Annotated in this window: 22 protein-coding genes; 9 read left to right on the forward strand and 13 right to left on the reverse strand. The window is 65.4% G+C overall.

Features of this window, described 5'->3' with window-relative positions; all coding sequences use genetic code 11:
- A partial coding sequence (locus AC1DVM_RS17285; protein WP_477256331.1) for an AMP-binding protein occupies nucleotides 1-1,756 on the reverse strand: 1,756 nt, incomplete at its 3' end.
- 125 nt (nucleotides 1,757-1,881) lie between these two features.
- Here AC1DVM_RS17285 and AC1DVM_RS17290 point away from each other — a divergent pair.
- Complete coding sequence (locus AC1DVM_RS17290; protein WP_477256333.1) at nucleotides 1,882-2,640, forward strand: sulfite exporter TauE/SafE family protein; 759 nt, start codon at nucleotides 1,882-1,884, stop codon at nucleotides 2,638-2,640.
- Nucleotides 2,641-2,727: 87 nt separating this feature from the next.
- On the opposite strand, the gene AC1DVM_RS17295 is transcribed toward AC1DVM_RS17290, so the two are convergent.
- Complete coding sequence (locus AC1DVM_RS17295) at nucleotides 2,728-2,910, reverse strand: YdcH family protein (RefSeq protein ID WP_477256335.1); 183 nt, start codon at nucleotides 2,908-2,910, stop codon at nucleotides 2,728-2,730.
- 235 nt (nucleotides 2,911-3,145) lie between these two features.
- On the opposite strand from AC1DVM_RS17295, the gene AC1DVM_RS17300 reads away from it, so the two are divergent.
- The 5 genes from AC1DVM_RS17300 (at nucleotide 3,146) to AC1DVM_RS17320 (ending at nucleotide 6,459) form a co-directional block, all read left to right on the forward strand.
- Entirely contained in the window at nucleotides 3,146-3,346 is a 201-nt protein-coding gene (locus AC1DVM_RS17300) for a YdcH family protein (RefSeq protein WP_477256337.1), read from the forward strand.
- A gap of 108 nt (nucleotides 3,347-3,454) precedes the next feature.
- A complete protein-coding gene (purE, locus tag AC1DVM_RS17305) occupies nucleotides 3,455-3,955 on the forward strand; it encodes a 5-(carboxyamino)imidazole ribonucleotide mutase (RefSeq protein ID WP_477256339.1) in 501 nt (166 codons plus the stop codon).
- Complete coding sequence (locus AC1DVM_RS17310) at nucleotides 3,952-5,055, forward strand: 5-(carboxyamino)imidazole ribonucleotide synthase (RefSeq protein WP_477256341.1); 1,104 nt, start codon at nucleotides 3,952-3,954, stop codon at nucleotides 5,053-5,055. The genes purE and AC1DVM_RS17310 overlap by 4 nt, the downstream gene beginning before the upstream one ends.
- 143 nt (nucleotides 5,056-5,198) lie before the next feature.
- Nucleotides 5,199-5,459: a 30S ribosomal protein S21 gene (rpsU, locus tag AC1DVM_RS17315; RefSeq protein WP_477256343.1), complete on the forward strand. Its 261-nt coding sequence runs from the start codon at nucleotides 5,199-5,201 to the stop codon at nucleotides 5,457-5,459.
- Nucleotides 5,460-5,625: 166 nt separating this feature from the next.
- Entirely contained in the window at nucleotides 5,626-6,459 is an 834-nt protein-coding gene (locus tag AC1DVM_RS17320; protein ID WP_477256345.1) for a tetratricopeptide repeat protein, read from the forward strand.
- A gap of 195 nt (nucleotides 6,460-6,654) precedes the next feature.
- Here the strand turns inward: AC1DVM_RS17320 and AC1DVM_RS17325 are convergent, their stop codons facing one another.
- From AC1DVM_RS17325 to AC1DVM_RS17360, 8 genes are all read right to left on the reverse strand, one after another.
- Entirely contained in the window at nucleotides 6,655-7,131 is a 477-nt protein-coding gene (locus AC1DVM_RS17325; RefSeq protein ID WP_477256347.1) for a GNAT family N-acetyltransferase, read from the reverse strand.
- A 72-nt stretch (nucleotides 7,132-7,203) separates the two neighbouring features.
- On the reverse strand, nucleotides 7,204-8,604 hold the full coding sequence (locus tag AC1DVM_RS17330) for an NAD(P)(+) transhydrogenase (Re/Si-specific) subunit beta (RefSeq protein ID WP_477256349.1): 1,401 nt from the start codon (nucleotides 8,602-8,604) through the stop codon (nucleotides 7,204-7,206).
- A 4-nt stretch (nucleotides 8,605-8,608) separates the two neighbouring features.
- Nucleotides 8,609-9,046 (reverse strand): proton-translocating transhydrogenase family protein, encoded by a 438-nt coding sequence (locus tag AC1DVM_RS17335; protein ID WP_477256351.1) that lies wholly within the window; start codon nucleotides 9,044-9,046, stop codon nucleotides 8,609-8,611.
- Between the two features lie 14 nt (nucleotides 9,047-9,060).
- Nucleotides 9,061-10,197 (reverse strand): Re/Si-specific NAD(P)(+) transhydrogenase subunit alpha, encoded by a 1,137-nt coding sequence (locus AC1DVM_RS17340; RefSeq protein ID WP_477256353.1) that lies wholly within the window; start codon nucleotides 10,195-10,197, stop codon nucleotides 9,061-9,063.
- Nucleotides 10,198-10,280: 83 nt separating this feature from the next.
- Nucleotides 10,281-10,574 (reverse strand): aa3-type cytochrome c oxidase subunit IV, encoded by a 294-nt coding sequence (locus tag AC1DVM_RS17345; protein ID WP_477256355.1) that lies wholly within the window; start codon nucleotides 10,572-10,574, stop codon nucleotides 10,281-10,283.
- Between the two features lie 107 nt (nucleotides 10,575-10,681).
- Entirely contained in the window at nucleotides 10,682-11,899 is a 1,218-nt protein-coding gene (locus AC1DVM_RS17350) for a glycosyltransferase (protein ID WP_477256356.1), read from the reverse strand.
- Between the two features lie 60 nt (nucleotides 11,900-11,959).
- A complete protein-coding gene (locus AC1DVM_RS17355; RefSeq protein ID WP_477256358.1) occupies nucleotides 11,960-13,327 on the reverse strand; it encodes an ABC1 kinase family protein in 1,368 nt (455 codons plus the stop codon).
- Nucleotides 13,328-15,169, reverse strand: a complete 1,842-nt coding sequence (locus tag AC1DVM_RS17360; protein WP_477256371.1) for a M3 family oligoendopeptidase — start codon at nucleotides 15,167-15,169, stop codon at nucleotides 13,328-13,330.
- Between the two features lie 297 nt (nucleotides 15,170-15,466).
- On the opposite strand from AC1DVM_RS17360, the gene AC1DVM_RS17365 reads away from it, so the two are divergent.
- Complete coding sequence (locus AC1DVM_RS17365; protein ID WP_477256360.1) at nucleotides 15,467-17,218, forward strand: L,D-transpeptidase family protein; 1,752 nt, start codon at nucleotides 15,467-15,469, stop codon at nucleotides 17,216-17,218.
- A 252-nt stretch (nucleotides 17,219-17,470) separates the two neighbouring features.
- Nucleotides 17,471-19,147 (forward strand): peptidoglycan L,D-endopeptidase MepK, encoded by a 1,677-nt coding sequence (locus tag AC1DVM_RS17370; protein ID WP_477256362.1) that lies wholly within the window; start codon nucleotides 17,471-17,473, stop codon nucleotides 19,145-19,147.
- Between the two features lie 68 nt (nucleotides 19,148-19,215).
- On the opposite strand, the gene AC1DVM_RS17375 is transcribed toward AC1DVM_RS17370, so the two are convergent.
- From AC1DVM_RS17375 to AC1DVM_RS17385, 3 genes are all read right to left on the reverse strand, one after another.
- The gene (locus AC1DVM_RS17375) at nucleotides 19,216-19,476 is read right to left on the reverse strand and encodes a DUF2312 domain-containing protein (RefSeq protein ID WP_150941994.1); all 261 of its coding nucleotides are present in this window, start codon (nucleotides 19,474-19,476) and stop codon (nucleotides 19,216-19,218) included.
- A 170-nt stretch (nucleotides 19,477-19,646) separates the two neighbouring features.
- Nucleotides 19,647-19,943 carry a DUF1244 domain-containing protein gene (locus AC1DVM_RS17380; RefSeq protein WP_477256365.1) on the reverse strand — a complete coding sequence of 99 codons (297 nt, stop codon included), beginning with the start codon at nucleotides 19,941-19,943 and terminating at the stop codon, nucleotides 19,647-19,649.
- 20 nt (nucleotides 19,944-19,963) lie between these two features.
- Entirely contained in the window at nucleotides 19,964-20,824 is an 861-nt protein-coding gene (locus AC1DVM_RS17385) for an N-formylglutamate amidohydrolase (RefSeq protein ID WP_477256367.1), read from the reverse strand.
- Nucleotides 20,825-20,943: 119 nt separating this feature from the next.
- On the opposite strand from AC1DVM_RS17385, the gene AC1DVM_RS17390 reads away from it, so the two are divergent.
- Nucleotides 20,944-21,373 (forward strand): DMT family transporter (locus tag AC1DVM_RS17390; RefSeq protein ID WP_477256369.1); only part of this gene is annotated, 430 nt, incomplete at its 3' end.

Raw genomic sequence — 21,373 nt, forward strand, 5'->3', positions numbered from 1 at the left:
GCCCCACCGTGATGGCGAGCTTGAAGGCTGCGACCGGCCCGATCTTCTCGCGCACGAGTGCGATCAGCTCGGCCTCAATCTCGGTTGGGGCGCGGGCGATGCCGGATTTCAGCACCACGAGACCGCAGGGCACTTCGCCTTTCAGCGAATCCTTCACCCCGATCACCGCGCATTCGGCGACCGCCGGATGGGACGCCAAAACCTCTTCCATGCCGCCGGTGGAGAGCCGGTGGCCCGCCACGTTGATGATGTCGTCGGTGCGGCCCATGATGTAGACGTAGCCGTCACTGTCGATGAAGCCCGCATCCGAGGTGTTGTAATAGCCCGGATAGGTGGTGAGATACGCCTCGCGGAAGCGATCGTCCGCCTGCCAGAGCGTCGGCAGGCAGCCGGGGGGCAGCGGCAGCCGGATGGCGATGGAGCCCATCGTATCGGCCGGCAACGGCTTCCCGCCCTCATCCAGCACCTGCACGTCGTAGCCGGGCATCGGCACCGTCGGCGAGCCGTACTTGATCGGCAGCGCGCCGAGGCCGAGCGGATTGCCGGCGATCGGCCAGCCGGTTTCCGTCTGCCACCAATGGTCCACGATGGGCACGCCGAGAATGCGCTCGGCCCATTGCACCGTATCGGGGTCCGCCCGCTCGCCGGCCAGGAACAGCGCGCGGAAAGTCGAAAGGTCGTAGCCTTCGAGGAGGAGGCCCTCCGGGTCCTCCTTCTTGATCGCCCGGAACGCGGTCGGCGCGGTGAACAGCACCACCGCTTTATGCTCCGACACAACCCGCCAAAAGGCTCCCGCATCGGGCGTTCCCACCGGCTTGCCCTCGTACAGGACAGTCGTGCTGCCATGGAGAAGCGGCCCGTAGACGATATACGAATGCCCCACGACCCAGCCCACATCCGAGGCGCACCAATAAACCTCGCCGGGCGCGACGCCATAGAGGTTGCCCATCGACCATTTGAGCGCCACCAGATAACCGCCGGTGTCGCGAACGACGCCCTTCGGCCGGCCTGTCGTGCCCGACGTGTAGAGGATGTAGAGCGGGTCCGTGGCGGCGACCGGGATGCAAGGCGCTTCCCGACCGACGCTCGAAACCCGGTCGTCCCAATCGTGATCGCGTCCCTCGACCGACCCGGCCCGGTATTGCGGCCGCTGGAAGACCAGACAGGATTCCGGCTTGTGGCGGCTCAAGGTGATCGCCTCGTCGAGAAGGGGCTTGTAGGGAACGACCCGGGCCGTCTCGATGCCGCAGGAGGCGCTGAGAATGACCTTCGGGGTCGCATCCTCCAGGCGGGTTGCAAGCTCGGTCGCCGCGAAGCCGCCGAACACCACCGAATGGACCGCGCCGATGCGCGCGCAGGCGAGCATCCCGAACACCGCCTGCGGAATCATCGGCATGTAGAGAACGACCCGGTCGCCCCGGGCGACGCCGAGATCCTGCAGCACGGCCGCGAGGGTCGCGACTTCGCGCTGCAACTCGGCGTAGGTGTAGGTGCGCTTGGCGCCGGTGACGGGGCTGTCGTAGATCAAGGCCGCCTGCTCGCCGCGCCCCCGCTCCACATGGCGATCGACCGCATTGTAGCAGGCGTTGCATTCCGCGCCGGAAAACCAGGCGCCGAACACGCCCATCTCGGGATCGAAGATCTTCTCGGCCGGTTTGGACCAGTCGATTTCGCGAGCGGCCTCCCGCCAGAAGCCTTCCGGATCGGCGCGCCAGCGCGCGTAGACCTGCGGATAGCGGCTCGGGGTCGATGTCATGCCGTTCCCTTTCGTCGTTATTCGCAGCCGGACGACAAGGAGGGCCTTTTCGCCCGGACTTTGCAAGCCTCTCGTGTTAGCAGGCAGCGACGCCGTGGTCAGCGGCGACTTTCGACGAGCGACCGATGATCACCGCCCCGCTTTTCTATCTCGCCGCCGTGCCGGCCGTCATCCTTCTGGGGCTTTCGAAAGGCGGGCTGTCGGGCCTCGGCCTCCTGGCGCTGCCGCTGATGGCGCTCGTGGTGTCGCCCATGCAGGGCGCCGCCATCATGCTGCCGATCCTCATGGTGCAGGACGTAGTGACCGTGTGGGTCTACCGGCATAGCTGGGACCGGCGAAACGTGGCGATCCTGGCGGCGGGAGCCATCGGGGGAATTCTCGTCGGCTATCTTTGGGCGGCAGAGGTTTCCGACGCGGGCGTCAGGCTGGCGCTCGGCGTGATTTCCGTCGGTTTCGCCGTTCGCCGCCTCATGCTCGAGCGCGGGCCGCACGAGGTCGCGCCGACGAAGGCGCACCTACCGCAAGGGTTGTTCTGGGGCGTGATCTGCGGCTTTACCAGTATGATCGCCCATGCGGGCGGACCGCCCTTCCAGATCTACGTGATGCCGCAGCGCCTGCCGCAGACGGTTTTTGTCGGCACGGGCGCGATTCTCTTCACGCTGCTGAACTGGATCAAGGTGCCGCCCTACATCGCGCTCGGGCAATTCAGCGCCGCCAATCTTTCGACCGCGGCGGTGCTCTTCCCCGTGGCGATCGCGTCCACCTACGCGGGGGTGTGGCTGGTGCGCCGGATATCGGGTCAGCGCTTCTACACGATCGTCTACGGGCTCCTTATTCTCGTCGGCGGCAAGCTGATCTATGACGGCGTGGTCGGGCTCGCCTAGAGGCCGCATAAAAAAAGACGCCGCTCCGTCTGGAGCAGCGTCTGTCGAAACTCGGAATAATCTGGAATGGACTAAGGAATAATTCGATTAATGCACCGCCGAATGGCTGTTTTTCAGCCGGCTGATCTCATCTTTGAGGTGGAGCTTCTTACGCTTGAGTTCGGCCAGTCGCGTATCGTCCATGGATGGGTGGTGAACGGCACTTTGCAGCTCCCTCTCGAGCGCACGGTGTTTGCGTTCGAGCTCGGTCAGATGGTTCTCCAGCGGCATTTCTGTACCTCCTGTTCGATCTTCTAACGTCATGAATGTGACATACAGAAAGTGGCGAGTCGAAGGCAATCGATGCTGCGCTGCGAAACCCGGGGTCAGATTTTATACCTAAGCTTGCGGGTGCGACGAAAGCTGCGGTGCGACGTAACCGTCTTGCGGAACATGGCTGCGCGGCGCATACTTTTTCCAAAGCGCGCCCGGTTGCCGGCGGCGATGGGCAATCTGGAACGTCTCGATGATCGATGTGGCTGAACTGGAAGCGGATCTTGCCCGTTTGAAGCAAGAGCATCGCGATCTCGACACGGCCATTGAGGCGCTGGAACAGATCATCACCGGAGACCAGCTGCAGGTTCAGCGGTTGAAAAAGCGCAAGCTCGTCCTCAAGGATCAGATCATCCGGATCGAAGACCAGCTCACGCCCGACATCAGCGCCTGAAGCGGGCAAGCGCCAGGTTTTTCGGACACACCCGGCCTGCGGTCTTGCCCGTCGCCAAGGGCTTCGCTATTGCCTCAGCCTCAACAGGCCTCAAGCCGGAGCCATTCCATGGCAGGAATACCCGTTGCCATCATCATGGGCAGTCAGTCGGACTGGGCCACCATGCGGCACTCAGCCGAGGCTCTGGAGGCGCTGGGAATCTCCTATGACGCCCGGATCGTCTCCGCTCACCGGACCCCGGACCGGCTGGTCGCCTTTGCCAAGGGCGCCAAGGCGGCGGGTTTTCAGGTGGTGATCGCAGGCGCCGGCGGCGCCGCCCACCTGCCGGGCATGACCGCCGCCATGACGCCTCTGCCCGTCTTCGGGGTGCCGGTGGAATCGAAGTCCCTGTCCGGTCAGGACAGCCTTCTGTCGATCGTGCAGATGCCAGCGGGCATCCCGGTGGGAACGCTCGCCATCGGACGCGCCGGGGCGGTCAACGCGGCCTTGCTGGCAGCCGCCGTGCTGGCCCTTCACGACGAGGCGCTGGCGGAACGTCTCGATGCCTGGCGCCAGCGCCAGACCCACAGCGTTGCCGAACGTCCCGCAGAGGAAGCCTCACCCGCATGATCGTCCCCGGCAACACCCTCGGCATTCTCGGCGGCGGCCAGCTCGGCCGGATGATCGCTATGGCGGCGGCTCAGCTCGGGCTTCGCACCCACGTCTATGCGCCCGAGGCCGACAGCCCCGCCTTCGACGTCTGCGCGGAACGCACGGTGGCGGCCTACGAGGACGAGGAGGCACTGGCCCGGTTCGCCCGCTCGGTCGACATCATCACCTACGAGTTCGAGAACGTCCCGAGCGCGACGGCGGCCGTTCTGGCGGCGCATGCTCCGCTCGCGCCGAATGCGCGGACGCTCGCCACCACGCAGGACCGCCTCGCCGAAAAAACCTTCGTGTCGAAACTCGGCATCCCCACGGCGCCTTACGCCGCCGTCGCCAGCGAATCCGAGCTGGCGGAGGCGATCGATCGAATCGGGCGGCCCGCCGTGCTCAAGACCCGGCGCTTCGGCTATGACGGCAAGGGGCAGGTGATGATCCGCCCGGACACGGACACCGCCGAGGCCTTCGCGGCCGTCGGAGGCGCGGCGTCGATTCTCGAAGGGTTCGTGCCGTTCGAGCGGGAGTTGTCGGTGGTCGCCGCCCGGACCCAAGCCGGCGATTTCGCCGCCTATGACCTGTGCGCCAACACGCACCGGAACCACATCCTGGACATCACGCGGGTCCCGGCCGGGGTCTCGGATGAGACCGAGAAGCGGGCCGTCGTGATTGCCCGCGCCATCGCCGACGCCCTCGATTACGTGGGCGTTCTCGGCGTCGAGCTGTTCCTGGTCGGGAGCGGCAGCGACGAGACCCTCGTGGTCAACGAGATCGCGCCGCGCGTGCACAATTCCGGGCACTGGACCCTCGGGGGCGCCCGGACCTCCCAATTCGAGCAGCATGTTCGCGCCGTTTGCGGCTGGCCCCTCGGCGCTCCTTCCCGCCTCGGACGGGTCGAGATGCAGAATCTCATCGGCGAGGACGCGGATACATGGAAGCGCATTCTGGCCGAGCCCGGCGCCCAGCTCCACCTCTACGGAAAGGCTGAGGCGCGGCCGGGCCGCAAGATGGGGCACGTCACCCGCGTTTTTCCGGAGGGGGCCGAAACCTTTCCGCAAGCGGGACGTTAACTTCTCCGACCGGCGCTTTTGTTTCGAGGCCGTCTGGACATTCCAGCCTTCCTCTGGTAGTCACGCCGGCCAGAGAGAGGTGCGCACGACGCGCCTCATTTACTTTTTGCCACAATCGATACGGCTCAAAACGAGGAAGTCGCGTGCAGGTTCTTGTCCGGGATAACAATGTCGATCAGGCGCTCCGCGCCCTCAAGAAGAAGATGCAGCGCGAAGGCATCTTCCGCGAGATGAAGCTGCGCGGCCATTACGAGAAGCCCTCTGAGAAGAAGGCTCGCGAGAAGGCCGAAGCTGTCCGTCGCGCCCGCAAGCTCATCCGCAAGCGCATGCAGCGCGAAGGCCTCCTGCCTTCGAAGCCGCGTCCTGTGACGGCTGGCGCGGGTCGTCCGGGCGCACCGCGCTAAGCTGCATCCGCAGCTTCGTGATCGTCTGAAAGAATTCGTGATTCAGCGCCCCTTGCGCAAGCGGGGCGCTGTTTTGCGTTCAGGCCCCCGTGGGCTCTGTGGCGTTTCTGGCCCGTTAAGGTTTTTCCGGCACTCTGTTCATTCCCCCTATTAGTTGGAGACGAAGGTGTCCGCTCTACCAATTCGCCGTTTCGCACCCTTCACCCTCATCCTCGTCGGTCTTGGCCTTGCCGCCTGCGACACCACCAGCGGGGGCTCGATGCGGCGTATCGCCGTGGTGGAGGAGGACACGCAGGGGACCAGCAGCGTCAACATCGCGTCCCTGACCGATGTGATCCAGCGCAATCCGGGCGATCCCGGCGCCTACAACACCCGCGGCGCGGCCTATGCCCGGGTCGGCCGCTACAGCGACGCCATCGCGGATTTCAACAAGGCCGTGCAGGTCGATCCGAATTTTGCGCCGGCCTATACCAACCGGGCGCTGGCCTTCCGCCAGACCAACCGCAACGATCAGGCGCTGGCCGATTTCTCCCGCGCGATCGAAGCCGATCCGAATTACGGCCCGGCCTATATCGGACGCGGCAACCTGCTGCGCGCTCAAGGGCAGTTCCAGGGAGCCCTCGACGACCTGACCATCGCCATTCGGCTCGTGCCCGAATCGGCCGAGGCTCTCCACGCGCGCGGGCTGCTCTACCAGAAGCAGGGCATGCACGCCCAGGCGATCCTCGACTTCGACTCGACCATCGACCGCAACGCCTTCGTGGCCGCTCCCTACGCCGCCCGCGGCCAGAGCCTGGTGGCGACGCAGCAATACGACAAGGCCATCGAGGACTTTAACGCGGCGCTCAACGTCAATAACCGCGATGCGGATTCATGGGCCTGGCGCGGCGTCGCCTACGAGCGCATGGGCAACCGCCAAATGGCGCAGGAAAGCTTCCAGCGGGCGCTGGCGATCGACAACGGCAACACCGTGGCGCGGCAGGGCAATTCGAGGTTGTAACGCGACGCGAGCTTTTCGTTAAAAGCCGGTCATTCCGGGGCCGCGAAAGCGGAACCCGGAACCCAGACGCGCTGACCGGCCCAAAAGAAGCGCTGGCGTCGAGCACTCCCTCGGTCGTCCTGTGGTTATGGGGCTCCGGGATCGCTTCGCGCCCCGGAATGACAGAGCGTTATGGCGCGGTCCGGAGCTCAGACTTCACACCACCTTCGTCATGATCGTCACATAGGGCGCGAACCCGAATTCCCGGTAGGTCCGCGCCGCCCTCTCGTTCGCCGCCAGCGCCGCGATGGTGAGCCTCGTGAGACCGGCCTCGCGGGTCAGGCGCTCGGCCTCGCGAAGCAGCATCTGGCCGATGCCCCGGCCGCGAAAGCGCGCATCCACCACCAGATCCGTGACGACGGCGTAGTCCCGCACCTCCTCCACCATGTAGGCGGCATCCGTCTGGACGACGAAACCCATGGCGGCGATCACTTCGCCCTCCTCCATCGCGACGACGATGCGGCCATGGCGCTTTGCCAGCCGTTGGCACAGCTCGTCGTGATAGGCGGCGGCGGCGGCGTGATCCCGCAGCCGATCTCCCGTCAGGTCGGCCTCGACGATGTTGAGCTGGCGGATCAGCGCCACGACCGCGTCGCGATCCGCCGGCAAGGCCGTGCGCAGGGTGGTGGCCATCATGAACTCCCAAAAGAAAAGGCCGGTTCGAACCGGCCTTCCTTCAATGCAAAACAGGGCGGCTTGCCGGCCTCAATCGAGATTCTTGAGGATCTGGTCGACCATCTTCTTGGCGTCGCCGAACAGCATCATGGTGTTCTCGCGGAAGAACAGCTCGTTCTCGACGCCCGCATAGCCCGACCCCATGCCGCGCTTGATGAACAGCACGGTCTTGGCCTTCTCCACGTCGAGGATCGGCATGCCGAAGATCGGCGAGGACGGGTCGGTCTTGGCGGACGGGTTGGTGACGTCGTTGGCGCCGATCACGAACGCCACGTCGGCCTGCGCGAACTCGCTGTTGATGTCCTCGAGCTCGAAGACCTCGTCATACGGCACGCTCGCTTCCGCCAGCAGCACGTTCATGTGGCCGGGCATGCGGCCTGCCACCGGGTGAATGGCGTATTTCACGTCGACGCCGTGGGCTTTCAGCATGTCGCCCATCTCGCGAAGGGCATGCTGCGCCTGCGCCACCGCCATGCCGTAGCCTGGCACGATGATGACCTTTTCGGCGTTCTTCATGATGAAGGCGGCATCGTCAGCCGAACCCTGCTTCACAGGGCGGGTTTCCACCGCGCCGGCGCCGGCGCCCGTCGTCTCGCCGCCGAAGCCGCCGAGGATGACCGAGATGAACGAGCGGTTCATGCCCTTGCACATGATGTAGGAGAGAATCGCACCCGAGGAGCCGACGAGCGCGCCGGTGATGATGAGCGCGAGATTCCCCAGCGTGAAGCCGATGCCGGCCGCGGCCCAACCCGAATAGGAGTTGAGCATCGACACCACCACCGGCATGTCGGCGCCGCCGATGGGCACGATGAGGGTGACCCCGAGGATAAACGCCACCAGCACGATGAGCCAGAAGGCGGCATGGCTCTCGGTGGTGATGAAGATCGCCAGCAGCACCACCATCAGCGCGCCGAGGCCGATATTCAGCAGGTGCCGCTGGGGCAGCATGATCGGCTTGCCGGACATGCGGCCGTCGAGCTTCAGGAACGCGATGACCGAACCCGTAAACGTGATGGCGCCGATGGCGACGCCGAGGGCCATTTCGAACAAAGAGGCGCCATGGATCGTGCCGACGCTGCCGATGCCGAAGGCCTGCGGCGCGTAGAGCGCACCGGCGGCGACCAGCACCGCTGCGAGGCCCACCAGCGAGTGGAAGGCGGCGACGAGCTGCGGCATCGCCGTCATGGGCACGCGCTTGGCCACCACCGCGCCGATGCCGCCGCCGATGGCAAGGCCCGCGATCATCAGCGCCCAGCCGGCGAAATCGGCCGGCGGCTGGACCAGGATGGTGGTGAGGATCGCGATCCCCATACCCACCATGCCGTAAAGGTTGCCCTTTCGCGAGGTGGTGGGATGCGACAGGCCGCGAAGCGCCAGGATGAAGAGGACGCCCGAGACCAGATAGAGGAGCGAGGCAAGGTTTGGTGACATCGCCTCAACCCTTCCGGCGGTACATGGCAAGCATGCGCTGGGTCACCAGGAAGCCGCCAAAGATGTTGATCGAAGCCAGGATGATGCCGATGAAGCCGAGCGCGCGCGCCCAGATCGAGCCCTCGCCCAGAGCCGGCGCCACGTTGACGCCGACTGCCAGGAGCGCGCCGACGACGATCACCGACGAGATGGCGTTGGTCACCGACATGAGCGGCGTGTGGAGGGCGGGCGTCACCTGCCAGACCACGTAATAGCCGACGAAGATCGCGAGCACGAAGATGGCGAGGCGGAAGACCGTCGGGTCGACCGCGCCGTGGGTGGCGACCGAGGCCGCCATCGCCACCTGATCGGCGATCGCCTGGGCCGCCTCCGCCGCGCGCTGCGCCACGTCGGCGGCGGCTCGTGATTGCTCGACGGCCTGTTCGGGCGTGAGTGTCGCCATGACGTCCCCCTGGTCTAAACGGTCGGCTGGAAGGCTGAGTGAACGATCGCGCCGTCGCGGGTGAGGTTGGTCGCCCGCACGAGCTCATCATCCCATTTCACCGCGACGCTCTTGGTCTCCCGGTCGATCAGCGTCTCGACGAAAGCGTAGAGGTTGCGGGCGTAGAGCGCCGAGGCCGTCGCGGCGAGCCGGCCCGGCACGTTGAGGTGGCCCACGACCTTGACGCCGTTGTGCTCCACCACTTCGCCCGGCACCGCGACCTCGCAATTGCCGCCGCGCTCCACCGCCAGATCGATCACGACCGATCCCGGCTTCATGGATTCGACCATCGCGCGGCTGACGAGCTTGGGAGCGGGACGGCCGGGGATCAGCGCCGTGGTGATGACGATGTCCTGCTTGGCGATGTGGGAGGCCACGAGCGCCGCCTGCTTCGCCTGGTATTCGGCCGACATTTCCTTGGCGTAGCCGCCCGCGGTCTCGGCCTGCTTGAATTCCTCGTCCTCGACGGCGACGAACTTGCCCCCAAGGCTCTCGACCTGCTCCTTGGCGGCGGGTCTGACGTCGGTCGCCGTCACCACCGCGCCGAGGCGGCGGGCGGTGGCGATGGCCTGAAGGCCGGCGACGCCCGCGCCCATGACGAAGACCCGGGCGGCCGGCACGGTGCCGGCGGCGGTCATCATCATCGGCATGGCGCGGCCATACTCGCCCGTGGCGTCGATGACGGCGCGGTAGCCCGCGAGATTGGCCTGCGAGGAGAGCACGTCCATGACCTGCGCGCGGGTGATGCGGGGCATCAATTCCATCGAGAAGGCCGAGACCCGCGCGTCCGCCAGCGCTTTGAGCGCCGCGTCCTGGCCGTAGGGGTCCATGATGGCGATGAGGATGCAGCCGGGCTTGTAGCCCACGAGTTCGTCAGCGCCCGGACGACGGACCTTGAGGACGATGTCGGCGTCCTTGACCGCCTCGGCGGCATTCGGCGCGATCACGGCGCCTGCCGCCTCGTATTCCGCATCGGACACGCCGGCCTTGACGCCGGCGCCCGACTGGACGGCGACCTCTGCGCCCAGTGCCATGTATTTCTTGACGGTTTCAGGGGTGGCCGCGACGCGCGTCTCCACCTTGTCGGTTTCCGAGAGAACGGCGACCCGCATGCAACACCCCCCGTGCCGGGCGACCCTGGGGCGCCCATCGATATTGGAGTGAGCCGGGCGGGAGGCCCGGCCCCCGGTCGAACTTAGTAGAAAATCAGCGCCAGAAGCAGCAGGATCGCCACCGCGGCGGGAGCCTTGACTCCCACCGACGGCGACATCGCACCGACCGCGCCCGCTGCGAGCGACAGGATCACGCCGAAAATGGCCGTAAGCCACGCATGACGCACGCCGCCGACGGCCAGCGCCAGCACATGGCAGAGCACCACGACGCTGCCGATTTCAACGAAACGGATGAAGCCGCGATAGGTCGCTTCGTGCGAGCGAGCGTCCATATCCGGGCTGTAGCCCGCATATGGCGCGTGTTTGGTATCGGCCATGATCGATGCCCCATTCAGCATGACGTATTTGTGCTGCGTTTACCCCATGCGGGAAGGGGCCGCAATCTTGTCGGGCGGTTTTCCGGCGATTTATGGTCAAGGCTCGCTTAGCGAACGCCGAGAAACCGGCGCCATTGCGGCAGGCAGATTGTTTCGAAATCGTATTTCTGAAGCGCCCGGGCCCGCGCGGTTTTTGCCATCGCGGCCGATTGCTCCTTGTTTTCAAGGGTCTCGCGAACTCTCCCCGCCAGCGCCTTGGGGTCGAAAAACGGAAACAAGCGCCCATTCACCCCGTCTTCGATGACCTCCCGCACCGGCGCGGTGTCGGACGCCACGATCCGGCATTCGAGGGCCATGGATTCGATCAGCGACCAGGACAGGACGAACGGGTAGGTCAGGTAGACATGGGCGGAGGAGAGCTGCAGCACCTTTACGAATTGCTCGTATGGAAGATGCCCCACCATGTGGACGCGGGACCAGTCGACGGGGCGGTCGATCTTCTCGCGGAAGACGTCGAACCAGGTCCGGCCGCCCGGCGCATTTCCGGAATAGCTCTTGCCCTTGCCCCCGACGATGACGACCTGGACTTTCGGGTCGATATCGAGAATGTCCGGAAGGCTGCGCAGCATGATGTGGGAGCCGCGCATGGGCTCGATGTTCCGGGTCACATAGGTGACCACCGGAAAATCCCGGCTGAGACGCGGCCCGTCCTTGCCCAGGCGGATCGTCACGGACGGATCGGGCCGCAGGCGCTGCGCGTCGATGCCGTCGTGGATCACCGCGATGCGATCGCGCAGGTAATCCGGAAACGTGTCGCGCTGGTACTCGGTCGGGGCGACGGACACGTCCGCCGCGTCGAAGGCGCCGAGCTGCATGGCGTTCTTGGCGCGCAGGCGCCACACCGTCTCGACGTTCTCGATCGGATAATCGGGATCGAAATCGAGGTCCTGGCCTTTGGCCGCGTAATAATACTCGAAATAGGCGACATGCCGGGCATTCGGCCAGACGTCCTTGAGAAACAGATTTTCGCCCCAGCCGGTATTCACCGCCACCACGTCCGGGTGGAAACCCTGCTCGGCGAGCCGCCTTGCGCAATGCGCCGCTCCATAGGCGCGGCGCAGGCGCGGGATGACCGGCGAATAGCGGTGCTGGTAGGGCTCGTCATCGGGCCCGTCAGCGGGCACATAGGAAAAGTACTTCACGCCCGGGACGCTGCATTGCTTCAGGGTGCCGATGCCGACGACCTCGTGCCCCTCCTTGACCAGCGCCGCCGCCATGCGGCCGAACTGTCCGGGAAAATTCTGGTGAACGAAGACGAATTTCATCGGCTGCCCCTGCCCTGACCATCAGGCATTTACGGCCAGAGGCGCGGCGATGCAACCTGATTACGTCGGAGCGGTCAGCCCTGCCTTGGTCAAGGCCTCCTGCTGGCGCAGCGCGAGGGATTCGAGCGAGAAGCGCTCGATCTCCGCCTCGAACAGCTGGTGGTAGTTCAGCTCCGCCCGGAGGTGCAAAAAGACGGCGCCGAGCCCGATGGCGGCGCGGTCCATGAATACGAATTCGCGCGGCACCGTCACGGGACCCTTCTCCTTGAGGGCCTTGTGGACCTCGAAGGCCTGCCGACGTCCGTATTCGCCGGGCTTGACGCCATCCGCCACCGTGCGCACCCGATCGTCGAGCAACGGCGCATAGATGAACCGCGCCCAGATATTCAGGATGTCGATGAGTTCTGCCGAGAGGTTCTTGAACCCCCAGGTCTCGTAGGCGTGCACGACCCGGTCGCGGTCGCCGGTCTGCAATCCGCGATAGAGATCGACCACGCCGCCGACGAAGCGCGGGTGGAAGATGCGCACGCAGCCGTAATCGAGCAGATTGATGCCCTGCGGCTCGCCCCCTTCCGAGAACACCGTGTAGTTGCCCAGATGCGGATCGCCGTGGATCACCGCCGCGTGGCTGAACGGATGCCACCACGCCTTGAACATCGCCACCGCGAGCCGGTTGCGAACCGCCACGTCGGCCTCCGCGAAGGTGAGGATCTTCTCGCCGTCGAGCCATTCGAGCGACAACAGGCGTTGGGTCGACAGATCGAGATGGATCCGCGGCACGCGAACCTGCTCCACATCGGCGAGCGCGTGGGCATAAAGAGCCGCGTGCTTCGCCTCGCGCGCATAATCGAGCTCCTCGCGCACCCTCTCGCCGATTTCCTTGGCGATTTCCCGCGTGTCGATGGCGGGATTCATGCGCCGATGCAGCGAGAACACGAATTCGAGTTGCTGCAGGTCGGCTTCCACGGCCGATTGCATATCGGGATACTGCAATTTGCAGGCAAGCTCCGCCCCATCCAGCGTGGTCGCGCGGTGCACTTGTCCGAGGGACGCCGCGGCGGCGGGATTGAGATCGAACGAGCCGAAGCGCTCCCGCCAGTTGGCGCCGAGCTCCGCCTGCATCCGCCGCTTCACGAAAGCCGCGCCCATGGGCGGTGCTTCGCTCTGGAGCTTCTGCAGTTCCGCCGCATATTCGGGCGGCACCAGATCCGGGATGGTGGCCAGCAGTTGCGCCACCTTCATTATCGGCCCCTTGAGGCCGCCCAGGGCCTGCGCCAGCGCCACGGCGTTCGACGCATCCTGCCCGTCGCGATTGAAAAGCCGGGCGCCGGCCATGCGGGCCGCGACGCCGCCCATGTTGGCGCCGACGCGGGCATAGCGCGCCGCGCGGGCGGAAAACCGATTCGCTTCCCGGTCGGGGCCAGACATCTAGGTGTTCTGCTCCATGGATTCGAGCTCGACGATCAAGCCCTCGATCATCGAAAGGCCGATCTGCCAGAATTTCGGATCGCGCGCATCGAGGCCGAAGGGCGCCAGCAATTCCGAATAATGCTTCGTTCCGCCCGCCGACAGGAGGGCGAAATATTTGTCGACGAAGCCCTCGTTCGCGCGCTCGTAAATACCGTAGAGGGAGTTCACGAGGCAATCGCCGAACGCATACGCGTAAACATAGAAAGGTGAATGAATGAAGTGCGGGATATAGGTCCAGAATGATTCGTATCCGGGACCGAGCCGGATCGACGGGCCGAGGCTCTCGTCCTGCACGGACATCCACAACTCGCAGAGCTTGTCGGATGTCAGCTCGCCGTTGCGGCGCTCGAGGTGCACTTTGCGCTCGAAGGCGTAGAAGGCGATCTGGCGCACGACCGTGTTGATCATGTCCTCGACTTTCGCTGCCAGCATCGCCTTGCGCTGGACCGGCTCCGTGGTCTGGTCGAGGAGTCGGCGGAAGGTCAGCATCTCGCCGAACACGCTCGCGGTCTCCGCCAGCGTCAGCGGCGTCGGTGCCATCAAGGCGCCGTTGGGTGCCGCCAGCACCTGATGGACACCGTGGCCGAGTTCATGCGCGAGCGTCATCACGTCCCGCGGCTTGCCCTGATAGTTCAGCAACACGTAAGGATGGGCCGACGGAACGGTGGGATGCGCGAAGGCGCCGGGCGATTTGCCCGGGCGCGTCGGCGCATCGATCCAGTTCTCGCTAAAGAAACGCCCGGCGATATCCGCCATTTTTGGCGAGAAATCCGCATAGGCCGACAGAACGGTGTCTTTCGCCTCGGTCCACGGGATGGTCCGCTGATCGACCTTGGGCAGAGGCGCGTTGCGATCCCAATGGTCGAGCTGGTCCTTGCCAAACCACCGCGCCTTCAGCTTGTAATAGCGGTGCGACAGGCGCGGATAGGCCTCCTGCACCGCCGCCACGAGCGCCTCCACGGTTTCGCGTTCGACGCGATTGGCGAGGTGGCGCGAATCGGCCACGTCCTCGAACCCGCGCCAGCGATCGGATATTTCCTTATCCTTCGCGAGCGTGTTGGTGATGAGCGTGAAGTTGCGCAGATTTGCCGTAAGCGTCTTGGCGAGGGCCTCGGAGGCGTCCTTGCGCACGGTCTCGTCGGAATCCTGCATCTTGTTCAGGGTCGGCTCGATGGCGAGCTCCTCGCCGCGCACATCGAACCGGAGCGACGCGATGGTCTCGTCGAAGAGGCGGTTCCAGGCGCCGCGGCCGGTCACCGACTTTTCATGAAAGAGCTGCTCGATCTTGTCGTCGAGCTGATACGGCTTGTCCTTGCGCAGATCCTCGATCCAAGGTCGGTAATGGGAGAGCGGCTCGCGCGCCACCGCCGTTTCGAGGACCGCGTCGTCGATGCGGTTCAGTTCCAGCCCGAAGAACAGCAGCTCGCTTGAAGCGGCCGTGAGGCGCTCCTGCACGTCGCCGTAGAATTTCGCCCGCACCGGGTCGGTGGTGTCCCCCGCATAGATGAGGCCCGCATAGGACATGAGGCGCCCGAGCAGATCCTCGACAGCCTCGTAGCGCTGGAGCGCCGCGAACATCTCATCCGCTCCCCCTTGCGAACGCGCCATCGCATCGAGCCTGCCGCGATAGGTGTCGGCGAACGCCTTGCACTCTGCCTCGGCTCTGGCGAGGTCGGCCTTGAGCGCCTCGCTCTCCATGCCGGGATACAGGTCCGCGAGATTCCATTCGGGCAAGGTCCCGAGTTCGACTTGCTGGGAGAGGGCGGCGGGGGTTTGGCGCAAAGGTGTGTCTTTCAGGATATTGGCGGAGCGTCGAATTCGTGAGATGGCGGAGCGGAGGATCACTCTGCCTCATATTGTCCGCCGCGGCCTCCGGATCAACCCGACACCCTCCGGCACGGCGCCGCCGGCTGTTAATCTTGCGTTTACGTTTTTTAAAAGACCATTGCGCTTTGGACTTCCTGCCTCGACGCCCTCCAGCGTTCTTTACGGGAAATTGATGGTGCGCAGCCTACATCACTGACCCGCGCGGCCGGTTGGCGCGTTAGCCTCGACGGTCCTTGCATGCACGTCGCGGCGTAGATTTGAGGAACGACGATGATTCGCAGCCTTCGCAAAACCGCACCCTTGCTGGGGCTCATCGGATCGGTCTCGATGTTCTCGCTCATGGCGATGGCTCAGGACATGCCATTGCGGCCGGATCAGGTCCCGGCGCTGATCGACCCCGCGCAGCCGTCCTTTTCCGATATCGCCCCGCCGCCCCCCGCCGTCGCAACCTTGCCGGAGCCGGCACCCGCGGCATCGGTGACCATCAATGCGGCCGACCTGGTGGCGCCCGCCCCCGCGATCGAGATCCCGCTCCCCGACAGCGCCTCGGCGCTCGCCGCAATTCAGGCCGATTGGCTCCGCCTCGCCGTGGAGGACCGGCTGGCGGACCCCGTGGCGATCCGGGAATTGGGCCTGACCAAATCCGAGCGCGACTCGGTCGCGGCCTTCTACGCTGCGAGCGAGACCCCCCTGGTCTGGGTCCGCGACGGGGTCTGGACGCCGGCTGCCAAATCGCTCGTGTCCCGCCTCAAGGCCGCCGACGAGGATGGCCTGGCGAGCAGCGACTACCCTCTGCCCGATCCCGGCCTCCCAAAGGATGCGGTCCCGGCCCAATGGGCGCACGCGGATCTGCGCCTTACAGCCTCGGCCATCCGCTATGCGCACGACGCCCGTGGCGGCCGCATCGAATTGTCGCGGATCTCGCCGCTGATCACCGCCAAGCTCGATCTGCCCAAGCCCGACGAGGTCCTGCGACAACTCTCGGGCGCGCCRGATGCCGGCGCGGCGCTCGCGGCCTATAACCCGCCGCATCAAACCTACGTCGTCCTGCGCAACGAACTGGCGAAATTGCGGGCGCACAGGCCCTCGCAGCCGACCGTGCGCGTGCCGAAGGGCCCAATCCTGCGGGTCGGAATGCAGGATCCGCGCGTGCCGCTCATCAGGGCCCATTTCAAACTGAAGCCGGGCAAGGATCAAAATCTCTACGACGAGAGTGTTGCGACCGCGGTCGCGGAATTCCAGAAGGCCAAGGGGCTGCCGACCAACGGCGTTCTGAACGCCCGCACCATCGCGGCCCTCTCGAGCCAGCCCCGCGCGGTGCTGGAAGGCGAACTGATTTCCAACATGGAGCGCTGGCGCTGGCTTCCGGCGGATCTCGGCGCGCGGCACATCATGGTGAACGTTCCCGAATATCGCCTGCGTCTGGTGGACGACGGCGATGTGGTGCGGGAGTCCCGCGTGATCGTCGGCAAGGAGAATTCGCAGACGCCGATCTTTTCCGAAGACATGAAATATCTGGTGGTGAACCCGTCATGGACGCTGCCGCCGTCCATCCTCAAGAAGGAGTTCCTGCCGGCACTCGCGGCCGATCCTGAATATGCCGCGCGCAAGGGCTATCGGATCGTCCGCAAGGGCAACCGGATTTCCGTGCAGCAGCCGCCCGGCGAACGCAACGCGCTCGGCCTGATCAAGTTCATGTTCCCCAACGACCACGCGGTCTATCTGCACGATACGCCCAACCGCACTCTGTTCTCGGCGGGAAAGCGCGCCTTGAGCCACGGCTGCGTGCGCGTCGATCAGCCGTTCGAGCTTGCGGAGGAGATCCTCGCGCAGGAGGACAAATGGTCCGAGAAGAGATTGCGCGGACTGGTCGGCAAGGGCGAGCGCTACGTGCACCTGCGCAGCCCCCTTCCCGTCCACCTGACCTATTTCACCCTGTCGATCGACGACCACGGCGCGCTGAAATCCTTCGATGACATCTACGGTTTCGACGGCAAGGTTCGCGCGGCCCTCGGCCTCTGACATCACCCTCGATCCGGATGCCCCCTGAGCGTCATGCTTGAGGAGGCCCGAAGCCCTGTCTCGGGGACGCATGCGTCCTGCTCTGACGAGGCCTCCGTCGAGATGCGGCGGCGCGGATGCTCCGGGTGAGCGTGCCGACAGGAAATTTTCCTTTTTCGCCGTTCACTTAACCGGGAGGTAACCGTCTTCGGCAAATATCCCTTCACTATAGGGATGCCGCCTCCGCAGCGGCACGCAAAGACGAGTATCACAGTGAGAGTATCGGGTTCGGGCCGCCCCGCGGTCGCGTCGAACATCTTCCGCCGCGCGGGCCTTTGCGTCGCGGCCATCCTGGCTGTTTTTGTGGGCGGTACGCGCGCGACGCAGGATGCCATCGCCAATGGCGATACGCGGACATTGAGCTTTTACCATAACAACACCCGCGAAACGCTGACCGTCACGTTTCGCCGCAACGGACAATACGATCCGCAGGCGCTGGAGCAGCTGAACTGGTTTCTCCGCGACTGGCGGCGGGAGGAGAAAACCCGCATGGACCCGCGCCTGTTCGACACGGTGTGGGAGGTCTATCGCGAAGTCGGATCGGAGGCTCCGGTCCGTGTGAATTCGGCCTACCGCTCGCCCAACACCAATGCGATGCTGCGCCGCCGTTCGAGCGCCGTCGCGAAGAACAGCCAGCACATGCTGGGCAAGGCGCTGGATTTCTATCTGCCCGACGTTCCGACCGAGCGTCTTCGCGCCATCGGCATGCGGCTGCAGAATGGCGGTGTCGGGTATTATCCCAACGCCTATACGCCGTTCGTCCATCTCGACGTAGGCAGCGTTCGCGCCTGGCCGCGGATGACGCGCGATCAGCTCGCGCGGATTTTCCCTGACGGCAAGACCGTTCACGTGCCCTCCGACGGCACGCCGTTCTCCCGCTACGAGGAAGCCCGCGCGGAGGTTCTCGCCAAGGGTGGGACGGTGGGCGGCTATTCGGCCGTGGCGGATGCGGACGAGGTGGTACCGACCCGCCGCAAGAGCTTCTGGGCGACCCTGTTCGGCGGGGCTGACGAGGACGAGGACGCGGAGGAGATCCGCGCCAATTCGCGGCCCGGGCGCAACCTCCTGGCGGGCGGCGGCCGCAATGCGTCGCCGCAGGAATATTACGCGAGCGATTCCAATTCGAGTGTCTATGCGGCCTTGGCGCAGAGCCGGTCTCCGGCGCCTTCCCGCCAGCTCACCCGCGCCGCCGTCATTCCGCAGCCGCGCGTCGAGGAACCGCCGGCTCCGGCCGTCGTCGCCGCCGTGGCGCCCGCCCTGCGGGAGGATATCAAGTCGCCGGCGCCGCTGCCGCCGACCCGGATCGCCGGCCTGCCGCAGACGGTCGAGACCTCGACCGGTCCGTCCCTGTCCTGGCAGCAGGGTCCCGGCGGGCTGGAGACGAGCGGGGGCAGAGACGTGGCGTTCGCGCCCATGCCGCCCCGGCGACCGGACGATGTGTCGATCACGTCGGGTCCTGTGATCGCCTATGCGCCGATCCCACCGGCCCGGCCGAGCGCACTGGCACAGAGCAACCCCATCCCCGTACCGGGCGTGCCTGAATTGCGCGGTCTGACCAGCGTGGTGGCGAGCCTCGAAGCGGTGCCGCCGCCGTTGCCGCCCGTAAGGCCCGTCGCCGCCATCACGGTCGCGTCGGCGGCGCCCCTGGACATGCCGATCACCGGCTCGACCGCGCCCGCGCGTCCGGCCGCTCGGGAGGAGATCGCCAAACCGGTCGTGCCCGCGAAAGTCGCGGAGGCCACCAAGGTCAAGGCTCCGATGACAGGCACCCGGGCGCTCATGACGGCCGGTCCCAGCCTCGCCATGGGTTTTTCCCAGACGCCGATGGGTGATCTCGCGACGAACCGCTTCACCGGCCCGGCGGTCAAGCCGCTGCCGGTCATTCGTTAGAAAAGCCGAGTTACATGAAAAAGGCGGGGTCATGCCCCGCCTTTTCGTATGTCCGGAACCGAATCGCCTCAGCCGGCCATCCCGAGCGCCTGCATGTAGAGTTCGAGAATCGCCTCTTCCTCCTGCCGCTCCGCGTAATCGCGCTTGCGGATGGAGATGATCTTGCGGATCACCTTGGTGTCGAAGCCGTTGCCCTTGGCTTCCGCGTACACGTCCTTGATGTCGCCCGCGATGCCGGCTTTCTCTTCCTCGAGGCGCTCCAGACGCTCGATGAACGCCTTGAGCTGATCGCCGGCAACCGATTCGGTTTGAAATGCTGCGTCGTCCATAAAAATAACCTTTGAGTGGTGGCGCTCGGCCGGAAGGGAAATCGGTTGGCGCCACGTCTAGAGCATGAGGCCGAAAATTGCGAAGCGGTTTTCGGGCGACATCATGCTCCAGAATCGAAAGCGATCATGTTTCACGAGTGGTGGGCAATTCGGCCCGAACTCAGCGTGATCTAAGCCGTCGGCTTCGATTCCTCAAAGGCTTTAAGTTGGGCCGCATCGGCCTCGGCCTGGTGACGTTCTTTCCACGTCTCGTAGGGCATTCCATAAATCCGCGTCCGGCTCTCCTCCTTGGAAAGCGGGACTCCGCGTTCATCCGCGGCCTCTTTCATCCAGTTCGCCAGACAGTTGCGGCAAAAGCCTGCGAGATTCATCAGATCGATGTTCTGCACATCCGGCCGGGCAGCAAGATGCGCCACCAGCTTGCGGAAGGCCGCGGCCTCGAGCTCCGTTCGGGTCTGGTCGTCCATGGCACTTATCCCCGTAATCCTCAGTGACGACGCAACCGGTCGCGGGTGCGGGTCGGCTGGATCTGCGGCGTTCTCAGCTCGGTTCGCCGGATCAAGGGTCCGAGGAGGCGGGCGAATCGCTCCGCCCATTCCTCGGCGCCCTCATCGCTGGCAATTACGTCCTGCCGGATCTCGATGAGTGCGTTGGCGAGGCCCCGATGAGTGGCGTGGCGGTCGATGGTGTCGCCCGCGAGCGCGCCGTCATAGGGTTCGTTATCGCCGACCACGAGCCCGGTTTCGGCCATGAGCCCCTCCAGGAGCGGCTTCGCAAAGCGCTCGTCCGCGTCCCAGAGAATGCCCACATGCCAGGGGCGAGGCCAGCCGCGCCAGCTCGGGGTGAAGCTGTGGATCGTCACGATCACCGGCGGATGGCCTGCCTTGAGGCCGTCCTGAATCGCCTGCGCAATCGCCACGTCGTAGGGATCGTAGAAGCGCTCGATTCGCCGCTGAATCTCGTCTTCGCCCAGGCCCTTGTTGCCGGGCACCACCGCGCCGTCGGACAATTGCATCACCAGCGTCGGGTCATCCCGGCCCCGGTTGGGATCGATCACCAGCCGGGAAAACCGGGTGAGGATGGCGGGCGCGCCGAGCCGGCGGGCAAGGGCGCGGGTGACGGCAGCGGCTCCGATGTCATACGCGATGTGACGTTCGAATTGGGCTTTCGGCAGACCGAGATCCGCCAGGTCGGCCGGGACTGCGTTGGAGGCATGGTCGCACAGCAGCAGCACGCCGGACGTCACCTCGCCGTCGATGCGCTCCAGCGGCCACGGCTCGACGAGCGGCGACCCGACCGATGGCCGGGGCGAGAGATCGGGGCGCGGGCGCGCAAGGGGTGCCGACATGATGGGAGACGGAGCCGATGAAAGGGGTTGTGAAAGAGCCTTAACGTGCCCTACGACAACTGACAACGCGACCGGACATCCCTGACCGGCCCCGGCCCTCGTCCTTCGAAATTTTTCCCATGTCCGCGACGCCGACGACCGACCGACTGGAATCACCCTTCGCGCCGGCCTTCGCGGCCTTGTGCGTCGGCGCCGTCGCCATGGGCATCTCGCCCATCTTCGTGCGCTTCGCCGCCGCCGATGTGGGTCCCTTCGCCAGCGCCTTCTGGCGCGTCGCTCTGTCCCTGCCGGTTGTCTATGTCTGGATGGTGCTGGAAGAGAAGCGTGCGCCCGCGAGCGCGCCTCGGCGCTCCTTTACGCGCGCCACGGTGCTGGCGGGTCTCGCGTTCTCGGGTGACCTGTTTTTCTGGCATCTCGCGATCCTCAACACCACTGTCGCCAACGCCACGTTCTTCGCCACGATCGCCCCGCTCTTCGTCATCCTGATCGTCTGGCTGGTGCTGAAGCAGCGGGTGTCCAAAGGCACCATCGTGGGACTTGTCCTTTGCC

The sequence above is a fragment of the Microvirga sp. P4_A5 genome (assembly GCF_056402495.1).